Below are 20,467 nucleotides of genomic sequence, written 5' to 3' on the forward strand. Positions count from 1 at the left end.
ATGGTCCTCATCTGCCTAGCGGCCTATGACGACTCGACTATGAAGATGCCCGTAATTGCCCAACGCTGGGCTTCAGTACTCACCTTCCTGCTGCTTTCCGCCTGCGATGATGGTCCGCCCCCGGAGGTCAGTGAGGCGTCCGTCGCGGTGGCGCGTGTCATGGTAGCGTCGGCAAAATCCGCTGCGTTCGCGGAGCGGTTCTCCATGTCCGGGACCCTGACCGCTGAACGTCAGGCATGGCTGTCGGCACGTGTCGATGGGCTCGTCTCGCGGGTGCATGTCGATGCCGGCGATCAGGTTGAACCCGGGCAGGTATTGCTCGAACTTGATCCCGCCATCGCCCGCCAAACCTTACTGCGCGCCCAAGCCGAAGCCGCCGAGGCGGACGCCGCCGTGCGCGAGGCAGAGCGCCTGGTCACCGAAGCACAGCGGCTGGTCGAGCACCGGGCCATTGCCGCCACGGAACTCGGGGCGCGCACTGCCGCTCTGGACCTTGCGCGGGCGGCGGCGGAATCCGCCCGGGCCAGTACGCGCGAGCAAGAAGAAATCGTCGCGCGGCACACTCTGCCCGCCCCATTCTCAGGCGTGGTGGCCGAAAAGCTTACCGAGACCGGCGAATGGGTACAGCGCGGCACACCGGTACTGTCACTGATAGCGACGGACCGCGTGCGTCTGGATCTGCGCGTGCCACAGGAGCGCTTCTGGCAGATCGACAACGATGCGCGGGTCCGCGTTTTCGCCGATGCACTTGGCGGCACGCCGTTGCCGGCCAGCGTTGATGCGCGGGTTCCCGTCACTGATGCCGGCACCAGAACCTTCCTGCTGCGTTTGCTGGTGGACGATGCTGAAGGCCATCTGCTACCCGGGACCTCGGCCCGTGCCGAGATTTCGCTCGCGCAAGCGGGCACCGGCATCGTGACGATCAGTCGTGACGCCTTGCTGCGTCACCCCGATGGCAGCCTCAGTGTGTACGTCGTCGAAGACGACGGTGACCAGCCGGTGGCGCGCAGGCGCACGGTGCGGATTCTCCATGACCAGGATGGCAGGGTCGCCGTTGCTGGTGACGACATAGCACAAGGCACCCGGGTCGTGATTCGCGGCAACGAGGCCCTGACCGACGGCCAGCCCGTGGACCTGGTGGAGCGCTGATGCATGGGATTTGATCGTGTTCTCCAGCACAGCACTCTGATCGCCGTCGCCGTCCTGATCCTGTGCGTGCTGGGGGGCAGCGCCGCGCTGCGCGTGCCGGTGCAGATGATTCCCGATCTGGAGGTGCGCACCATCAGCGTGGAGACGCGCTGGCCCGGGGCGTCTCCACGGGACGTGGAGCAGGAGATCCTGATCGAGCAGGAGCAGTATCTGCGGACACTGCCCAATCTGCGACGCATGGTTTCCACCGCCAGTATCGGACAGGCAACCATCGAGCTGGAATTTCCCTTCGGAGTCGACATCAATGAGGCGTTGATCCGTACCAACAACGCGCTCAGCCAGGTGTCCGGCTACCCCGAGAACGTCGATGCCCCCGCCCTGACGACGATTTCGTCCTCGGACGAACCCTTCATGTATTTCCGCATCGGGCCGCGGGCGGACAGCCGGATTCAGCCCGATCTGGCGATGATACGCAACTTTCTGGAAGATGAGGTGCGGCCACGCCTGGAGCGCGTTGCCGGTGTGTCGCTGGTGGAGATCAGGGGCGCGGAGGAACGGCAGGTCCGTGTGGAGGTCGATCCGCACCGTCTGGCCGAACGCGGGCTGGACATGACCGATGTACGCAATGCGCTGCAGGCACGCAACGTCGACCGCTCGGCGGGCGATCTGGACAGCGGTAAACGCAGCGTGATGGTGCGTACGCTCGGCCGCTTCAGCGCACCCACCGACATGGGCGACTTGATCGTCGCCGAGCGGCACGGCGCCCTGGTGCGGCTGTCCGACCTCGCCGAGATCCAGCTCAGCCACCACGAACTACGCTCCCGGGCTTTCTACAACGGCCAGCCTTCGCTGATCCTGGCGGTGCGCCGCGAGACCGGTTCGAATGTCATCCAGACCAAGTACGCCGTGCTGCCGGAGGTCGAGGCGATCAGCGCCGAAACCCTGGCGCCGCTGGGTCTGGAAATGACCTTGGTCAACGAGGACGCACGCTACGTCGAGGATTCGGTCGCCAACGTCTGGCGTAATCTTCTGCTCGGCACGCTGCTGGCGACCCTGGTGATGTACGCCTTTCTGCGCTCGGCGCGCAGCACCTTGGTGGGGGTGGTCGCCGTCCCGATCTGTACCATCGCGGCCTTCATCGGTCTGCTGCTGGCGGGGCGCACGCTGAATGTCATCTCATTGGCCGGCGTGGCGTTTGCCATCGGTATGACACTGGACAACACCATCGTGGTACTGGAAAGCATCGACCAGGCGCGACGACGTGGCCTGAAGCCCTTCGACGCCGCCGTGGCCGGGGTGCGCCGGGTCTGGACGGCGGTGATCGCAAGCACCCTGACCTCTGTCCTGGTGTTTGCCCCCACGCTGTTCATCCAGGAGGAAGCCGGGCAACTCTACTCGGATATCGCGATTGCCATTTCCACCTCCATCCTGGCATCGATGGCGGTCGCGGTGACGGTGCTGCCGACCATGGCCGCGCGGCTGCTGCCGGCGTTGGCGCCCGGCGACTCCGCCAGCGACGGTGCCCTTGACCGAATCGGTCGCTGGATCGCCAGGGCCCATGGCAGTCCGCAGCGCCGCGGGGCGATTCTGGTCGGAACACTGTGCGCGTCGGTATTGGCCGTGGTGTGGCTGACACCACCAGCGGAATACCTGCCGGAGGGCGAAGAGGCGCGAATCTTCTCACGCATGATCGCGCCGCCGGGCTACAACCTGACGGAGATGGAGGGCATTGCGCGGGAGCTGATCCCGGAGCTGCGGCAACGTCTTGAAGACCAACCGGCACGCTTCCACAGTGACGAGACGGACATGCCCGCACTGCGGTTCTTCGCCCTATTCGTCGACGCCCAAGGCATCAACGTGATCACCGATCCCAAGGACCCGGCCGACGTGGAAGCCTTGATGGGGGCACTGGAGGCGCGCTTCACCGCCTGGCCGGGTATGCGCGCGTTCGCCTCGCGCGGTTCCATCATCTCCAGTAACGACGGCGGAACGCGCAGCATCAACGTGAACATCTCCGGTTCCGATCTTGCTCGGATCTATCAGGTCGCCGGCCTCGCGTACGCCCGCGCGGGGGTGCTGTTCGACGGCGCGCAGATCGGTTCCGAGCCCGGCTCGCTCAGTCTGGACCAGTCGCTGCTGGAGGTGCGGCCGCGCTGGGAACGCCTGGCTGAGGTCGGCCTGGACGCGGAGCGCTTTGGCTACTCGGTGGCGGCGCTGAGCGATGGCGCCTTCGCCGACGAGATGATCCTGGACGACCGCCGGGTCGATATCTACCTGTTCAGCAGCGCCGGCAGCGAGCAGCGGGCGGACCGCCTGCGCGATCTGCCCATCGCCACACCGGACGGTGCGGTACTGCCGCTTTCGGCGCTGGCCGATCTGCACGATTCCGTCGACACGGACAGCATTCGCCGACTGGATGGCCGCCGCACGGTCACGCTGAACATCGTGCCGCCGCGTTCGGTGGCGCTGGAAACCGGTGTCGAACGCGTGCGCACCGAACTGATCGAGGCCATGCGCGTCGCCGGCGAGATTCCCCACGGCGTCTCGGTCGGCATCACCGGTGCCAGCGACCAGTTGCAGGCCACCCGCGAAGCGGTCTCGGGCAATTTCATCATCGCCGTGCTGCTGTGCTACCTGATGTTGGTGGCCATCTTTCGCCACTGGGGCCGGCCGCTGTTGGTCATGGCCACGATTCCCCTGGGCCTCGCGGGCGGGATCGTCGGGCTGGCGATACTCAACAGCGTCGGCGCCGCCTTCGGCATTCACCAGCCGTTCGACATGATCACGCTACTGGGCTTCCTGGTACTGCTTGGCGCCGTCGTCAACAACCCGATCCTGATCGTGCAGGAAGCCTACAAGCGCCTGGAGGAAGGCGCCGAGTCGATCACCGTGGCGGTCGACGATGCGGTGCACACACGCCTGCGGGCGATCCTGATGTCCAGCCTGACCACCATCTTCGGCATCGCGCCGCTGGTGTTGATCCCCGGAGCAGGCACCGAACTCTATCGCGGTCTGGGCGCCATTGTGATGTTCGGTATCGCGTTTTCCACGGTGGTCACGCTGACTTTCCTGCCCAGCCTGATGGTGACGACGCTGGTGCTGAAGGAGCGTTTCGGTATGCGGCTGCGCCGTCGCGGGAGTCGCCTTGCCACGAAAAGGTAAGGGAAAACCGCCCCTACCATTGCATGTCCGGCATCGCCTGAAAGGCACCGCGCAATGCCTGGGACCAGGCCTCGCCCAGCGCCCGGAAACCCTGGTGATGCTCATCCACATCATAATGAAGATGGTCGTCAAAGCTGTCGCGGGGATACTTGAGAACATCCAGAGGCAAGCCCACGGACAGATTGGAACGAAGGGTGGAATCGATACTCAGCAAGGCGCACTTGATGCCATCGTCCAGGGAGGTGCGGTATTCCACCACCCGATCGATAATCGGCTTGCCGTACTTGGTCTCGCCGATCTGAAAGTACGGCGTGTCCGCCGTGCATTCGATGAAATTACCTTCCGGGTAAACCAGAAACAGCCGCGGCGCTTCACCACGAATCTGCCCCCCGACGATGAAGCTGCTGCCGAAATCCACCGACCCCTGCGTCTGGCCGGCGTCGCGCTGACGCACTTCACGGCTGGTGGCACCGACAATGGCCGCCACATCGTACAGCGAGCCGACGCCGTTGAGATTGGGCCGGTCGCTGTCCAGACGCATGCGCAACAGGCTGACCACGCTCTGAGTGGTGGCCAGGTTGCCGGCGCTGAGCAGAACCACCAGACGCTCCCCGGACACCGGGAAGGTGTGCAGTTTGCGAAACGTGGCGATCTGATCCACGCCGGCGTTGGTCCGCGAGTCCGCGGCGAACACCAGCCCTTGTTCCAGGCGCATGGCGACGCAATAGGTCATCGGTTTCTCCGTGCGGTCACTGGTCCCCGGTGCCGGTCTGCCGCACCAGGGCCGCCGCGCGCAGGGATTCCACGCCACCGCCGTAACGGACGCCGCGTACCGGGCAGGCATCCAGATAGTCGAAGCCCACCGCCAGTTTCAGATGGCGTCTCGGACGGCGGGTCTGGTTGGTCACGTCAAACGTGTGCCAGCGCTCATCGAACCAGACTTCGGCCCAGGCATGGCTGGCGACGTGCTCGGAATCATCGCTGTAAAGATAGCCGCTGACGTAACGGGCGGGAATCCCCAAGGCCCGGCAGCAGGACAAAAACACATGGGTATGATCCTGGCACACCCCTTTCCTTAACCGATAAGCCTCGGCGGCGGTGCTGGATACATCGGTGATGCCGGGCGTAAACGGCATTCGCGACAGGATGGTTTCGCTCAGCCCCTCAAGATTGGTCAAGGTCCCGGCGGTACGCTGATGACTCCGGGCCAGTTCATGGAGCAACGAGTCAGGGCGGGTAAACGGAGAATAGCGGCAGTAAACCAGAGGGGAGATCCGGGTGTCGTCATCCTCACGGTCCTCACCATCGATTTCCACTTCGCCGGTGGCGGTGAGGTGTATGGCCTCGTGGGGTTGGTCCAGGGTCAGCACGTGCAGGATATTACCAAAGCCGTCGGAGGCCTCGCTGGCCGGCTCCGGCATGTCCAGATGCCAGTGCAGAATGCGCTGCCGCGCCGACGGACGCGGCGTCAGCCGCAAATACTGCGTGCTGTGCAGCACTTGCTCGGAATAGCGGTATTCGGTGCTGTGTCGAATCGACAGTTTCATACGACCTCCAGATATTCCTCGCGGATGGTATCCGCCAGCTCATTGATACGACGCAGAAAGTCCGTCAGGTAATCGTGCAAGCCGGTGTCCAGCACATGTTCCAGATCACCGTACTGCAGCCGCGCGAACTGCACCGCCGCCAAGCGCTTGGCGGTCTGCCCGGCGCGCCCCTCGATCGCCGGCAGCAACTCGCACAGCATTTGCATGCACGAGCGTAGCGAGCGTGGCACCTCGGCGCCGAGAACCAGCAGTTCCGCTACCCGGTCGGCGCTAATAGCCTCGCTGTAAAGCTCGCGATAGGATTCATACGCCCCCACCGAATGCAGCAAGGCGTGCCAGCGATAGAAGTCCATGGCGTCACCGCCGGAAGGAACGCCGTAGAGACTCCCGTAGAGAGTGCCGATCTGGTATTTCACATCGAGGATACGGGCCGTGTTATCGGCCCGCTCGATAAAGGTACCAATGCGCAGAAAACGGAAGGCGTCATTGCGCATGATGGTGCCGTAAGTGGCGCCACGGAACAGGTGGGAACGTTTTTTCACCCAATCAAAAAAAGCGCTGGCACCGTATTGATCCAGGCCACCACGGTGAATCTCCTTCAACTCCAGCCAGGTACTGTTGATGCTTTCCCACATCTCGGCGGTGATCTTGCCGCGCACCGCGTGGCCGTTCTCCCGCGCCAGACGCAGGCAGTTGAAAATGCTGCCGGGGTTGTCCTGATCCAGGGTGAAGAAATGCAGTACCTCGCGCACCTGGACGTCATCGTACCGGCTCATATACAGCTCATGCGTGCCCGAGATCATCAACGGCGCCATCATCTCATCGCGGGGATTGGCGACGAACGGCATCATCGACAGATTCCAGGCCACGTCGAGCATGCGCGCGGTGTTCTCGGCCCGCTCAACCAGACGGGACAGCCAGTACAGGTCGGACGCGGTGCGACTCAACATGACGGCGCCCCCACCACCCAGGTGTCCTTGGTGCCGCCCCCTTGGGACGAGTTCACCACCAGCGAACCGGCATTCATCGCCACCCGCGTGAGACCGCCGGGCACCATGCGGGTAGTACGGCCGTCACTGAGCACGAATGGGCGCAAGTCGATATGCCGGGGCGCGATGCCCTGCTCGACGAAGATCGGGCAGGTGGACAGCGACAGGGTCGGCTGGGCGATGTAATTGTCGGGCCGTGCCCGCAGACGCTGACGGAAACCCTCGATCTCCTCGCGGCTGGCCGCCGGTCCCACCAGCATGCCGTAACCGCCGGCGCCGTGGACCTCCTTAACCACCAGTTCCGGCAGGTGCTCCAATACGTACTGGAGGTCCTCCGGACGGCGGCATAGCCGGGTCGGGACGTTTTCCAGAATCGGCTCCTCACCCAGATAGAAGCGGATCATCTCCGGCACATAAGGATAAATGGACTTGTCATCGCCGACCCCGGAGCCAATGGCGTTGGCCAGCACCACGTTACCCTGCCGGTACACCGACAGCAGGCCGGGCACCCCCAGCATGGATTCCGGGTTGAACGCCAGCGGGTCGAGGAAATCGTCATCAATGCGGCGATAGATCACGTCCACCCGTTGCGGCCCGGCGGTGGTGCGCATGTAGACGAAGCCATCCTTGACGAACAGATCCGCCCCCTCCACCAATTCGATCCCCATCTGCTGCGCCAGGAAGGCGTGCTCGAAGTAGGCGCTGTTGAAACGCCCGGGCGTCAGCAGCACCACCGTGGGATAGGCCACGGCACTACTATGCTGCAAGGTATCCAGCAACAGCGATGGATAGTGCTCCACCGGCGCCACCGATTGCCCGGCGAACAACTCCGGGAACAACCGCATCATCACCCGCCGGTTTTCGATCATATAGCTGACCCCGGACGGGGTACGCAGATTGTCCTCCAGGACGTACCAGGTTCCCTCACCGTCACGGATCAGGTCCACGCCGCTGACGTGGCTGTACACCTGATTGGGCAGATCCACGTCCTGCATGCAGGGCTGGTAATGGGCGTTGCCATAGATCTGATCGGCGGGAATGCGGCCGGCGCGGATAATCTCCTGGCCGTGGTAAATGTCATCGAGGAATTGGTTCAATGCCCTCACCCGCTGGGCCGTGCCCTGCTCCAGGTGGTGCCATTCCTGTTCAGGAATAATGCGGGGAACCACATCAAAAGGAATCAGCCGCTCCGCGCCACTCTCCTCACCGTAGACATTGAAGGTGATGCCGACCCGGTGGAACAACAGCTCGGCTTCCTGACGCTTGCGGTGCAGGAGCTCATTGGACTGCCCCAACAACCAGCCGTGATAACTGGAATAGTGGGGGCGAACCGCCCCTTCCCTGGCGAACATCTCATCAAAGCCGGACACCGCCGGCGGTGTAATCGACTGCATGGCGCGTTATTCCCTGTGGCCCTTTCCCCAACGACGGGGATACCAACAGGCTCAGCAAGGGATATGCCAATTCGGAGACAAAGGATTCAGGGACATCCGCCCCGGCATGGCGCAAGACTGCGATCCATGCTGAAGCAGGCCGACCTTGAGGCACCAAATCGGGGCACAACAAGGCTTCGCCAGCAGGGCAATGGATTCCCCCGCCCCAAAAGCAGAAAGCCCGGCACTAGGCCGGGCTTTCCAGGACATCGTCGAATGCGAGTGTTCAGAGCTTGCTGTCCAGCTCCGGTACCGCTTCGAACAGATCCGCCACCAGACCGTAGTCCGCCACCTGGAAGATGGGGGCTTCTTCGTCCTTGTTGATGGCCACGATCACTTTGGAATCCTTCATGCCCGCCAAGTGCTGGATGGCACCGGAGATACCGACGGCGATGTACAGGTTCGGGGCAACGATCTTACCGGTCTGACCCACCTGCATGTCGTTCGGCACGAAACCGGCGTCAACGGCGGCGCGGGATGCACCCACGGCGGCGCCAAGCTTGTCGGCCACTTTGTAGAGGATTTCGAAGTTGTCGCCGTTGCCCATGCCGCGGCCACCGGAGATCACGATGTCGGCACTGGTCAGTTCCGGACGGTCGGACTTGGCCAGTTCCTCACCCACGAAGGAGGAGATACCGGCGTCCTTGACCACGTCAACGTTCTCAACGCTGGCGGAACCGCCTTCCTCGGCAACGCCGTCGAAGGAGGTGCCACGCACGGTGAGCACTTTCTTGGCGTCGGCGCATTTCACGGTGGCGATGGCGTTACCGGCGTAGATCGGACGCTTGAAGGTGTCGCCGTCGACCACGTCGGAGATTTCGGAGATCTGCGGAGCGTCCAGCAGAGCGGCCACGCGCGGCGCGAAGTTCTTGCCGGTGGTGGTGGCGGCGGCCAGGATGTGGCTGTAGTCGCCGGCCAGCTCAACCACCAGGTCGGCGATGTTTTCCGCCAGCTGGTGCTCGTAGGCGTCGTTGTCAGCGCACAGCACTTTGCTTACGCCATCAACCTTGGCGGCCGCTTCAGCCACGGCGCCACAACCTTTACCGGCAACCAGGACGGTGACGTCGCCACCGAGCTCCTTGGCGGCGGCAACCACGCTCAGGGTAACCTTATTGAGCGTAGCGTTATCGTGTTCGGCGTAGACTAAAACACTCATCAGATCACCTTCGCTTCGTTTTTCAGTTTATCCACCAGCTCATCAACGGAGCCCACCTTGACACCGGCACTGCGTTCCGGCGGCATTTCCACCTTCTCGGTGGTGACGCGCGGAGTCAGGTCAACGCCCAGATCAGCCGGGGCTTTCACGTCCAGCGGCTTCTTCTTGGCTTTCATGATGTTCGGCAGGGAAGCGTAGCGCGGCTCGTTGAGGCGCAGATCGGTGGTCACCACCGCCGGCAGGCTCAGCTCAACGGTTTGCAGACCGCCGTCGATTTCACGGGTCACTTTCACCTTGCCGTCGGCCACGTTCACTTCGGAAGCGAAGGTGCCTTGCGGCATGCCGGCCAGAGCCGCCAGCATCTGACCGGTCTGGTTGTTGTCACCGTCGATGGCCTGTTTGCCGAGGATGACCAACTCCGGCTTTTCTTCATCAACGATGGCTTTGAGGGCCTTGGCGATACCCAGAGGCTGAACTTCCTCGTCGGTTTCCACCAGAATCGAACGGTCCGCGCCCAGCGCCATGGCGGTACGCAGTTGTTCCTGGGCGGCCTTGGGACCGATGGACACGGCAACGATCTCGGTAACCACGCCTTTTTCCTTCAGCCGTACCGCTTCTTCCACAGCGATTTCACAGAAGGGGTTCATGGCCATTTTCACATTGGCGAGATCAACACCGGAGTTGTCTGCCTTCACGCGAACCTTAACGTTGTAGTCAACGACTCGCTTGATGGGTACAAGAACCTTCATAGGATCCTCGGAATGTTCCACTGATGACTTGTAGAAGGAGGCGAGACGACGCCGTTACCGGGTCCACCCCCGCGAGAGAGCGGCTATCTTGAACTCTGGCCGGAACGAGGTCAATAGGCCGGAAAATCGTAACCGGATGATTTTGTTGCAAATAGACATCAATTTTCGTCCATTTTTCATGACCTTGCGGTCATCCCGGCAATAACGACCGGGTTGCTCCGTCTCCCCTGCCCTTGCCCATTTCCGCTGATCCGACGATAATCCAAACGCTCGTTTGAATTGGTGTGGAAAACCATTCCGAAAGTGGTGGAATATAGCCGATGCTTATATACTCCGCGCACCCTAAGGCCTGTACCGCCCTTTTTTTCGCATTGGCGGATGCAGGCGCCCGAACCTCTGAACAGCGCTCTATGTCCTGCCGGCCCATAAGGCCCGCAGCGACTGGCCGGCCATACCAGGGCCCGGAACAATGTGCGCCGAACCCGGCACCGAACAAGGTGGTGCGGGGCTCGGGGGTTCCCGACCGGCCCCAGCAGAAGGGCTGTAACGCAACCGATAGTTAGGAGACAGGCTGTGGAACGCGAATCTATGGAAGTCGACGTTGTCATCGTCGGCGCCGGTCCGTCCGGTCTCGCAACCGCCTGCCGCCTGGGTCAGATCGCCCAGGAAAGCGGACAGGAACTCAGTGTGGTCGTAGTGGAAAAAGGTTCCGAAGTCGGCGCACATATTCTTTCCGGTGCGGTACTGGAACCTCGTGCCCTGAATGAACTGTTCCCCAATTGGAAGGAACTGGGCGCCCCCCTGAACGCTGCCGTCACCGATGATGAAATCTTCTATCTCACCGGTGCCGAGAAAGGCTCCAAAGTGCCCAACCTGTTCGTGCCGAAGACCATGCACAACGAGGGCAACTACGTTGTTTCCCTGGGCAACGTCTGCCGTTGGCTGGCGGAACAGGCCGAGGGCCTGGGCATCGAGATCTTCCCGGGGTTCGCCGCCAGCGAAATCCTCTATAACGAAGATGGTTCGGTAAAAGGCATCGCCACCGGCGATTTCGGCATCGACCACAACGGCGAGAAAAAAGACGGCTACATGCCGGGCATGGAGCTGCACGCCAAGTACACCGTTTTCTCCGAAGGCTGCCGCGGCCATCTCGGCAAGCAGTTGATGGAAAAATTCAATCTGCGTGAAGGCACGGATCCCCAGCACTACGGCATCGGCATCAAGGAGCTGTGGGAAATTGATCCGTCCAAGCACCGTAAGGGCCTGGTGATACACACCGCCGGCTGGCCGCTGACCGAGTCCGGATCTCCGGGCGGTGGTTTCCTCTATCACCTCGAGAACAATCAGGTCACCCTGGGTCTGATCACCGATCTGGCCTACTCCAACCCGCACGTCTCTCCGTTCGATGAGATGCAGCGTTGGAAGACCCATCCGGAAATCAAGAAATTCCTGGAAGGCGGCAAACGTCTCAGCTATGGCGCCCGCGCCATCGCCAAGGGCGGCCTGCAATCCCTGCCGAAGATGACCTTCCCCGGCGGTCTGCTGGTGGGCTGTGATGCCGGCACCCTGAACTTCGCCAAGATCAAGGGCTCCCACACCGCCATGAAGTCCGGCATGATCGCCGCCGAACTGCTGGCCGAAGCGATCAAGAACGGTCAGAGCCATGATGAACTGGTGGCTTACAAGGACGCCTTCGCGAACAGCTGGATTCACGAAGAGCTGCACCAGCAGCGCAACTTCGGACCGGCCCAGCACAAGTTCGGCAATCTGATCGGTTCCGCCTTCGCCTTCGTGGATATCAACCTGCTCAACGGCAAGCTGCCGATCACCATGCGCGATACCACCCCGGATCACGACACCCTGAAACCGGCGGATCAGTGCAAGAAGATCGACTACCCGAAACCGGACGGCAAGATCACCTTCAATAAACTGGACTCGGTGTTCCTCTCCAACACCAACCATGAAGAGGATCAGCCCTGCCACCTGCAGTTGAAGGATCCCAGCATCCCGATCGAGTACAACCTGCCCAAGTACAACGAACCGGCGCAACGCTATTGCCCGGCCGGCGTGTACGAAGTGGTGGAGGACGAGAACTCGGGCGAGAAGCGCTTCCAGATCAACGCGCAGAACTGTGTGCACTGCAAGACCTGCGACATCAAGGACCCGACCCAGAACATCAACTGGGTGGCTCCGGAAGGCACCGGCGGCCCGAACTATCCCAATATGTAACGGTCGTTGGTAACGACAAGAAGGGCGCCTCTACGGCGCCTTTTTTGTTGGGATGCATAGGATTAAAAGAGCGGACTTACGATTTTTCTTTCTAGCGGGGGAGTGTCGCCGGGCACTTCGTCCAGATCGTGATGGCGCCGGTCTTGTCATTGAAGTAGGCATCCGGCAGCACCCACTGGGCTTCCGGCCAGCAGCCGGCGTACTCCGAAATAGATATCAGTCTGGGACTTGTCGGAAAACAGGTCACCGCGCAGGGAGAATGGTGTGCCTCCCGGGAGATATTCCCTTGTGAGACGGCGGTTTCGTCAGCCTATGCCCGTCCGGCTCTGCGCTCAACCCCTTGGCGCCAGCGGCGCCAGAGCCGCTCGACCCGGGCAATCAGCCGCAACGGCGGCATTGCCGGCATGGCCAGCCGGGGTTCGGGAACCGGGCCGTCGTCGTCGCGTCCGGTGGCGGGGTGCTCCACGGGATCAGGGAAGGTCATGGCGGTCTCCTTTGGTGAGTGCTCAGTCAATGAATGGCCAACGCCAGACTGAGGAGTTGCCACCGATCAATCAAACGAATTACCCTTCATCTTTCTTTCAATAAAACTGAAAGATTAAAAGTGACCAATCCATCCCGGAGTTCCCCCCCTAATGGACCTGCCGTTGCTCGATATCGATGTAATCCGGAGTTTCGTCGCCATCGCCGAAAGTGGCGGTTTCAGCCGCGCGGCGGCGACCGTGCATCGCACCCCCTCCGCCCTGAGCATGCAGATCAAGCGACTGGAAGAAATGCTGGATCAGCCGTTGTTCATCCGTGAGGCGCGGCAAGTGAGGCTCACGCCCCAGGGCGAGGCGCTGCTCGGTTACGCCCGCCGGCTGCTGAAACTCAATGAGGAAACCGTCGGACATTTTCTTAAGCCGGCGCTGACCGGCCAGGTACGGCTGGGCTCGCCGGACGATGTCGGCACCCGCATTCTGCCACGGGTGCTGGCGCGTTTCGCCCGTACCCACCCGGCGGTGCAGGTGGATGTGTTGGCCGGGCGCAGTGTGGATCTGGTACAGCGACTCAATGACGGCGATCTGGATATGACGTTGGTGACCGTGGGGAACGATGGCCTGGAGCCGACTCTGGGGGAAGTGGTGCACAGCGAGCCGCTGGTGTGGGCCGGTCGCGATGGCGGTTTGGCGGTGCAGCGCCAGCCCTTGCCGTTGTCTCTGGCCAATCAGGGGTGTGCCTGGCGCCGTGTGGCCTTGGCGGCGCTGGATCACGCCGGCATTGATTACCGGATCGCCTACAGCAGCGAACATTGCGCCGGCCAGGAGGCCGCCATGCTGGCGGATCTGGCCGTGGCACCGTTCCCACACAGTCTGGTGAAGCCGCCGTTACGACGGTTGGACAATGAAGCCGGGTTGCCAGAGCTGGGCCACTACCAGATCGCGCTGGTGCGTGGCGCCGCCGGCCCCGCCCATGACGCCCTGGCGGAGCAGGTGAAAGCGGCGTTCCGGGATTATCGTTAATCGGACATCCGACCTCGAGTCCAGCAGCACTCAGTCCAGCGCTCTGAGTCCTTTCCAGGTCAGATCGTACAGATCTCCACGGCGGTCGCGCAGGTTGGTCACCGAGCCTTCACTGTGCAGCAGCTTGAGCTTTTCCAGATCCACATCGGCGAACAACAGCATTTCCGTATTCGGCACGGACTCACTGATGATGCCGTCGTGGGGAAAGTAGAAATCGCTGGGGGAGAATACCGCGGACTGGGCGTACTGAATGTCCACGTTATCCACCCGGGGCAGATTGCCGATGCTGCCGGAAATGGCCACGTAGCATTCGTTCTCGATGGCCCGCGCCTGAGCGCAGTGGCGTATCCGCAGATAACCATTCTTGGTGTCGGTCCAGAACGGCACGAACAGAATTTCCATGCCCTGCTCCGCCAGCAACCGGCCCAGCTCCGGGAACTCCACGTCATAGCAGATCAGAATGCCGATACGGCCGGCATCGGTGTCGAAAATACGCAGTTCATTGCCACCCTGGATCGCCCAATCCTTGCGTTCATGGGGGGTAATGTGGATTTTGCGCTGCTCTTCCACGGAACCGTCGCGGCGCATCAGATAGGCCACATTGTACATGCGGCCATTCTCTTCCACCGGCATGGAACCGCCGATGATGTTGATGTTGTAACTGACCGCCATGTCCGCCATGGCATCGCGGACTTCATCGGTAAAGCTGGCCAGATAACGCACCGCCTCCACCGAGTTGAGTTCCGGTTTCAGTCCCATCAGCGGCGCGCTGAAAAATTCCGGCAGGACGGCGAAATCGGCGCGGTAATCGGACAACGAGTCGACGAAGAACTCGACCTGGCCGAGCAGATCCTCCACCGAGCGGGCGGCGCGCATACGGCGCTGCACCACACCGATACGCACGGTGGAACGTCGCGGCCATTCCCCGTCCTCGTCCGGCTGATAGAGGATGTTGTCCCATTCCAGCAACGTGGCGTAGCCACGGGAGCTTTCGTCCTCGGGCAGGTACTTGGTCAACAGCCGTTTGACGTCGAAACCGTTGGACAGCTGGAAAGTCAGGATCGGGTCATAGATGGCCCGGCTTTCCACCTGGGAGATGTACTCGGTCACCGACATCTTGTCGGCCTGATCGTTATAGCCGGGTAACCGTCCCCCGGCGAGAATCGCCCGCAGGTTTTCGTCACGGCACAATTCCTTGCGCGCTTCGTAAAGACGACGGCCGAGCCGGTAGCCGCGATATTCCGGATCGACAAACACATCCAGACCGTACAGCGCATCCCCTTTGCGGCTGTGGGAGCGGATCTTGTCGTCGGTGATCAGGTCCTCATAGCGGTGCGGATTGGAAAAGCGGTCGTAGTCCACCTTGATGGTCAGGGCCGCCGCCACCAATTCATCATTGTCATCGATCACCAGTTGCCCTTCCGGGAACACGCGGATCAGGGCCTTGATGGTGTCTTCCGACCAGGCGCCACCAATGTCGTGGTAGACCTGATTCATCAACCGGGCCAGCGCCGGGTAATCTTCCGCGGTCAACTGCCGCAGCCGCAAACGGGTGCTTTCTTCCGCCATGACGATCTCCGCTCAACTGAGAGGGGGAAAAGGAATCAGCCAGCAACGATGCTGGTCACGCAGGGCATTCTGGCCATCAGGGTACAGGGCCACGCCGTCCGGACGAATGAACAGCACCGCGCCGGAGTACAGGGCCACGTAACCGGAAATCTGTTCCGCCACATAGCCGTCGCCTTCACGGTAAGCCGGCCGCAGCCCATCGGGAATGGTCTCGTAGCCGATCAGCCCATTGGCCAGCGGGTCGTCCACGGAGGCGCGATCACGGTACAGGCCGACGGCGTCCGCCCCCACCAGCAGCACCATGCCCTGGTGAAAATGCAGCAGATTGACCCGGCCGCGCTGCGGCAGGGACACAATCTCCTGCTGTGCAATAATGGTATCCATAATTCTCCATGGGTCAGGGTCATGCAGGAAAAGATTGTAATACTTACCGGTGCCGGAATCTCCGCGGAGTCCGGTATCCGCACCTTTCGCGACAACGGCGGCCTATGGGAGGAACACCGTATCGAGGAGGTGGCGACGCCGGAAGCGTTCCAGCGCGACCCGGTGAAAGTGCATCAGTTCTACAATCAGCGGCGCCGGCAACTGCACGGTCCGGCCATTGCCCCCAATCCCGCGCATCAGGCCCTGGCCCGGCTGGAAGCCGCCCTGCCCGATCAGGTGCTGCTGGTCACCCAGAACGTGGACAACCTGCACGAACGCGCCGGCAGTCGCAACCTGATCCATATGCACGGGGAGCTGTGCAAAGCCCGCTGCCGCACCACCGATGGCCTGGTGACCGTGGACGACGAGCTGAGCACCGGGCTGGCCTGCCCGCTGTGCGGGGTGCCCGGCTGTCTGCGGCCCCACGTGGTGTGGTTCGGTGAGATGCCCCTGGAGATGGACCGGATCTACGCGGCGCTGGCCGGCTGTGAGCGGTTCATCAGCATCGGCACCAGCGGCAACGTCTACCCCGCCGCCAGCTTCGTCGCCGAGGCCCGCGCCAGCGGCGCCCACACGGTGGAGCTGAACCTGGAACCCTCGGAGCAGCTCAGCACCTTCCACGAACACCACCACGGCCCCGCCACGCAACAGGTGCCGGAGTATGTGGAGGGGTTGATTAAGGAATACGGGTAAGAAAGGCGAGTTGACGGTTGATAGTGGACAGTTGACAGCGAAAGACGAAAACAACAGGAGCTCCTTAGCTACTGTGGGAAGCTTGCTTGCAAGCGAATGGGGCCCTTCAGGCGTTTAACAGCATTCGCTTGCAAGCAAGCTTCCCACAGCGGCTAAAGATTGAGCTTTTTGGATCTTCGCTGTCAATTGTCAACTGTCCACTGTCAACTATTATCAACCGCTCCGGATTCGGCTAGACTGCCGAATCCGCAGAGACTGAAAACACAGGCTAATCCAGCATCATGAGCCAGATACGACAGGTAGACGATCTCAATATCGAGTCCCAGCAGGTGTTGATCACGCCACGGGCGCTCAAGGAAAAGTTGCCTCTGAGCGACGCCGCCCGGGACGCGGTGGTCGGCGGCCGGCAGGTGATTCGTGACATTCTCGACCGCAAGGACCCGCGGCTGTTCGTGGTCATCGGGCCCTGCTCCATCCATGATCCGAAAGCGGCTTTGGAATACGCCAGTCGCCTCAAAGCCCTGGCCGAGGAAGTCGACGATGCCCTGTTCCTGGTATTGCGGGTCTATTTCGAGAAGCCCCGCACCACCGTGGGCTGGAAGGGTCTGATCAACGACCCGCACATGAACGACTCCTTCAAGGTGGAGGAAGGGCTGCACATTGCCCGTCGTCTGCTGCTGGACGTGGCCGAACTGGGCCTGCCGGCGGCCACCGAGGCACTGGACCCGACCACGCCGCAGTATCTGCAGGATTTGATCGCCTGGTCCGCCATTGGCGCCCGCACCACCGAGTCCCAGACCCACCGGGAAATGTCCTCCGGTCTGTCCAGCCCGGTGGGCTTTAAGAACGGCACCGACGGCAGCCTGGATGTGGCGGTGAACGCCATGCTCAGCGTGCAGTACCCGCACCGCTTCCTGGGCATCGACCCGGACGGCCGCGTGGCGCTGACCACCACCCGTGGCAACCCCTACGCCCATGTGGTGCTGCGTGGTGGCGGCGGCAAGCCCAATTACGATTCGGTGTCCGTGGCCCTGGCCGAAGGCGCCCTGCACAAGGCCGGCGTTTCCACCAACATCATGGTGGACTGCTCCCACGCCAACTCCAACAAGGATCCGAGCCTGCAGCCGCTGGTGATGGAAAACATCGGCAACCAGATTCTCGAGGGCAACACCTCCATCGTCGGTCTGATGGTCGAGTCCCACCTCAACGAAGGGAATCAGAAAATCCCCGAGAACCTGGATGATCTGCAATACGGCGTTTCCGTCACCGACGGCTGCATCGGCTGGCAGACCACCGAGGACGCCGTGCGCGCCCTGGCCAACAAGGTCCGTGACGTACTGCCGCGGCGCGACCGCTGAAGCCATAACTGTAGGAGCTTTGGCCGGGCGGCGGGCCGCTGCAAGCGAATTGCACCATGTCTAAAGAATTCGCTTGCGGGCAAGCTCCTACAGCGGCTTCGTAGCCATCGGCCGAGGGCGTCCTACCGCGATGCGGGCACCGCGCTGTCCAGCACCCTGAGAAAGGTCACCGGCTCGGACCGGTAACGGGAATTCCCGGCCTTGTCCACGTAGCGGATATCACCCAGGCTGTCGATGATGATCACCGTGGGGTCCACGGTATCGGATTGATGCCCCAGCAGTTCCAGCCCCAAAGGGGTGCCGCCGGGATCCAGCAATTGCAGTTGCCGGGCAGCGGCAAGATCCGGATCGATCCAACGTTCAAGCGGTACACCGAGCCGGTCCGCCATGCGGCAGGAGCGGGCATCGCTGTCGGCGCTAATCAGAACGATACGGGCACCGCGGCGCCCCAGGGCACCACGATGCCGCGCCAGCAGACGCAACAGCTCCACGCTTTTGGGGCACCAGTCGCTGCGATGAAATAACAGTACCGCCGGGGCGCCCCGCAATGCGGTGGAGGATACGGCATTGCCGCGCAAATCCTGAAACGTCAGCACCGGCAACCGCTGACCGGGGCGGGGCCCGTCGTTGCGTTCCCGGTATTGAGGGAAATACCAAAGCAGGCAGGCCGCCAGTCCGACCAGGCCAATTGCCGTGTAAATCCAGGCCAGAGGCTGGGGATCATCCAGCGACAGGGTGCCGAGCAAGGTCCAGGCACTGCCGAGCCAGGCGCACAGCAACACCACCGGCAGTTGCGAACCACAGCCGGAACGGCCGCGCCGCACCAGCCACACCGCCAGCGACAAGGTCGGTGCATTGACCAGCAAAGGGCCAAGCCAAATCCAGTGACGCTGGGAAACCGCCATCCAGAAAGCATGGCAGCAGATCACCGCAGCCACCACTGGATGCACGGCAATCAGGAAAGCCCGGATCCGTCTCATCACGTGCCGCTTGCCATCCCCATTTCCAACCCCGTCCGTGGGCACCACCACAGCCCGCGACACCGTCCCCTTGCGTCGCCCTCGCCGCGCCAATGCCATACCGATCATTGTCGCCCCCTGGCTATTGTTGACTATCATTATGCGGATCGCGGGGCCTGGCCGCCGCCATCGGAGGTGATCGCATATCTACCCTGAAACGTTTTCCCCAAGGTTCCAGAATGCGTTACAAGGGATAAGTTAGGTGGTCACGAAAGGTTTAACAAGAGAGAATGCAACCTGGCCAATCAGAATGACCGGATCGCCTCATCCAGTCCGGTCCGGCACGGGCAGCAACGGAGCAATCAACAGGATGTCGTCCCAGTCCCCATCCCGGCGTGAGCGTTGGCGCCACATTATCTTCGGTACGGATACCCCGGCGGGCCAACGTTTTGACGTCTTGCTGATCATCGCCATTCTCAGCAGCGTTGCCGCCGTCATGCTGGACAGCGTGCAGAGCATCCATCAGCATTATGGCGACTGGTTGTATGGCGTGGAATGGTTCTTCACTTTGCTGTTCACTGGCGAGTACCTGATTCGCCTTTGGGTAAGTGATCGGCCGCTACGCTACGCGCGCAGTTTCTTCGGCGTGGTCGATCTGCTTTCCGTGGTCCCCACCTACATCAGCCTGTTGGTGCCCGGCGCCAACTATCTGCTTACCATTCGCGCTCTGCGAGTGCTGAGAATCTTCCGCATCATGAAACTGGCGGCGCTGATGAGCGAAGCCAACCAGCTTGGCCTGGCGCTGGCCCGCACACGCCGCAAGATCGGCATTTTCATGTTCTCGGTGCTGGTGGTGATCATCATCTTCGGCAGTCTGATCTACGTGGTCGAAGGGCCAAGCAACGGCTTCACCAGTATTCCGCGCAGCATCTATTGGGCCATCGTCACCGTGACCACGGTGGGCTACGGTGATATCTCACCGCAGACGCCCCTCGGCCAGGCCGTGGCGTCCATGGCGATGATCACCGGCTACGCCATCATCGCCGTGCCCACCGGCATCGTCACCGCGGAAATCTCCGCCGCGCACATTGCCCGCCGCTATGAACGGGAATGCCCCAACTGCCACCGTCATGACCACGATCCGGACGCCCGCTTCTGCAAGCAATGCGGTACCGGTTTGCCCAAGCCCGGCGACGACACGCCCTGATCAGCCGACGGCGACTTCCACCAGTTCGCCGCGCTGCCGGACCGGATACACGGTCAGGGATACCGTCTCGTCCTCCAGGCACTTCCCGGTTTCCAGACAGAAGTGCTGCTTGTACAGCGGTGATGCCACCACCCTGGTGCCGCCCAGGGAGCCCAGCAGGCCACGGCTGATCACATTGGCGCGGCTGAACGGGTCCATGTTATCCAGCGCATGGAGTTGACCGTCACGGGTGCGAAACAGCGCCGCCTGCCCCTCGGGCAGACGCACCCCGACACCGGTACCGGGCAGAATCTCGTCCACTTTGCAGACCGCTTTCCATTCCAGGGTAACGGAACTGTTCAT

Annotated in this window: 18 protein-coding genes; 7 read left to right on the forward strand and 11 right to left on the reverse strand. The window is 62.1% G+C overall.

All coding sequences use genetic code 11. The features are described from left to right. Positions 1-39 precede the first annotated feature (39 nt). Complete coding sequence (locus B5T_RS13335; protein ID WP_229682977.1) at positions 40-1,149, forward strand: efflux RND transporter periplasmic adaptor subunit; 1,110 nt, start codon at positions 40-42, stop codon at positions 1,147-1,149. 3 nt (positions 1,150-1,152) lie between these two features. Further along, the gene (locus tag B5T_RS13340) at positions 1,153-4,311 is read left to right on the forward strand and encodes an efflux RND transporter permease subunit (protein WP_014995035.1); all 3,159 of its coding nucleotides are present in this window, start codon (positions 1,153-1,155) and stop codon (positions 4,309-4,311) included. A 13-nt stretch (positions 4,312-4,324) separates the two neighbouring features. On the opposite strand, the gene B5T_RS13345 is transcribed toward B5T_RS13340, so the two are convergent. The 6 genes from B5T_RS13345 to B5T_RS13370 form a co-directional block, all read right to left on the reverse strand. Continuing rightward, entirely contained in the window at positions 4,325-5,044 is a 720-nt protein-coding gene (locus tag B5T_RS13345) for a proteasome-type protease (RefSeq protein WP_014995036.1), read from the reverse strand. A gap of 16 nt (positions 5,045-5,060) precedes the next feature. Beyond that, the gene (locus B5T_RS13350; RefSeq protein WP_014995037.1) at positions 5,061-5,858 is read right to left on the reverse strand and encodes a transglutaminase family protein; all 798 of its coding nucleotides are present in this window, start codon (positions 5,856-5,858) and stop codon (positions 5,061-5,063) included. Further along, positions 5,855-6,808: an alpha-E domain-containing protein gene (locus tag B5T_RS13355; protein ID WP_014995038.1), complete on the reverse strand. Its 954-nt coding sequence runs from the start codon at positions 6,806-6,808 to the stop codon at positions 5,855-5,857. Before B5T_RS13355 ends, B5T_RS13350 begins: the two co-directional genes overlap by 4 nt. Next, positions 6,802-8,241, reverse strand: a complete 1,440-nt coding sequence (locus tag B5T_RS13360) for a circularly permuted type 2 ATP-grasp protein (protein ID WP_014995039.1) — start codon at positions 8,239-8,241, stop codon at positions 6,802-6,804. The genes B5T_RS13355 and B5T_RS13360 overlap by 7 nt, the downstream gene beginning before the upstream one ends. Before the next feature lie 265 nt (positions 8,242-8,506). Then, on the reverse strand, positions 8,507-9,436 hold the full coding sequence (locus B5T_RS13365) for an electron transfer flavoprotein subunit alpha/FixB family protein (protein WP_014995040.1): 930 nt from the start codon (positions 9,434-9,436) through the stop codon (positions 8,507-8,509). Then, entirely contained in the window at positions 9,436-10,185 is a 750-nt protein-coding gene (locus B5T_RS13370; protein WP_014995041.1) for an electron transfer flavoprotein subunit beta/FixA family protein, read from the reverse strand. Before B5T_RS13370 ends, B5T_RS13365 begins: the two co-directional genes overlap by 1 nt. 573 nt (positions 10,186-10,758) lie before the next feature. Here B5T_RS13370 and B5T_RS13375 point away from each other — a divergent pair. After that, positions 10,759-12,414 carry an electron transfer flavoprotein-ubiquinone oxidoreductase gene (locus tag B5T_RS13375; RefSeq protein WP_041717028.1) on the forward strand — a complete coding sequence of 552 codons (1,656 nt, stop codon included), beginning with the start codon at positions 10,759-10,761 and terminating at the stop codon, positions 12,412-12,414. 310 nt (positions 12,415-12,724) lie between these two features. Here B5T_RS13375 and B5T_RS23405 read toward each other — a convergent pair whose 3' ends face one another. Further along, on the reverse strand, positions 12,725-12,898 hold the full coding sequence (locus B5T_RS23405) for a hypothetical protein (protein ID WP_167321216.1): 174 nt from the start codon (positions 12,896-12,898) through the stop codon (positions 12,725-12,727). A 151-nt stretch (positions 12,899-13,049) separates the two neighbouring features. On the opposite strand from B5T_RS23405, the gene B5T_RS13380 reads away from it, so the two are divergent. Further along, on the forward strand, positions 13,050-13,916 hold the full coding sequence (locus B5T_RS13380; RefSeq protein WP_014995043.1) for a LysR family transcriptional regulator: 867 nt from the start codon (positions 13,050-13,052) through the stop codon (positions 13,914-13,916). Between the two features lie 30 nt (positions 13,917-13,946). Here B5T_RS13380 and B5T_RS13385 read toward each other — a convergent pair whose 3' ends face one another. Together B5T_RS13385 and B5T_RS13390 are read right to left on the reverse strand one after the other, a co-directional pair. Then, positions 13,947-15,485: a bifunctional GNAT family N-acetyltransferase/carbon-nitrogen hydrolase family protein gene (locus tag B5T_RS13385; protein ID WP_014995044.1), complete on the reverse strand. Its 1,539-nt coding sequence runs from the start codon at positions 15,483-15,485 to the stop codon at positions 13,947-13,949. 12 nt (positions 15,486-15,497) lie between these two features. Next, positions 15,498-15,869: a hypothetical protein gene (locus B5T_RS13390; RefSeq protein WP_014995045.1), complete on the reverse strand. Its 372-nt coding sequence runs from the start codon at positions 15,867-15,869 to the stop codon at positions 15,498-15,500. Positions 15,870-15,890: 21 nt separating this feature from the next. On the opposite strand from B5T_RS13390, the gene cobB reads away from it, so the two are divergent. Together cobB and B5T_RS13400 are read left to right on the forward strand one after the other, a co-directional pair. Continuing rightward, positions 15,891-16,601, forward strand: a complete 711-nt coding sequence (gene cobB / locus B5T_RS13395; protein ID WP_014995046.1) for a Sir2 family NAD+-dependent deacetylase — start codon at positions 15,891-15,893, stop codon at positions 16,599-16,601. 281 nt (positions 16,602-16,882) lie between these two features. Continuing rightward, entirely contained in the window at positions 16,883-17,959 is a 1,077-nt protein-coding gene (locus B5T_RS13400; protein WP_014995047.1) for a 3-deoxy-7-phosphoheptulonate synthase, read from the forward strand. Positions 17,960-18,081: 122 nt separating this feature from the next. On the opposite strand, the gene B5T_RS22335 is transcribed toward B5T_RS13400, so the two are convergent. After that, on the reverse strand, positions 18,082-19,077 hold the full coding sequence (locus B5T_RS22335) for a redoxin domain-containing protein (RefSeq protein ID WP_081586878.1): 996 nt from the start codon (positions 19,075-19,077) through the stop codon (positions 18,082-18,084). Between the two features lie 211 nt (positions 19,078-19,288). Between B5T_RS22335 and B5T_RS13410 the strand changes: the two genes are divergently transcribed. After that, a complete protein-coding gene (locus B5T_RS13410; RefSeq protein WP_014995049.1) occupies positions 19,289-20,125 on the forward strand; it encodes an ion transporter in 837 nt (278 codons plus the stop codon). Here the strand turns inward: B5T_RS13410 and nirD are convergent, their stop codons facing one another. After that, positions 20,126-20,467 (reverse strand): nitrite reductase small subunit NirD, encoded by a 342-nt coding sequence (gene nirD, locus B5T_RS13415; protein WP_014995050.1) that lies wholly within the window; start codon positions 20,465-20,467, stop codon positions 20,126-20,128.

It is taken from the genome of Alloalcanivorax dieselolei B5, assembly GCF_000300005.1.
GTDB lineage: Bacteria > Pseudomonadota > Gammaproteobacteria > Pseudomonadales > Alcanivoracaceae > Alloalcanivorax > Alloalcanivorax dieselolei.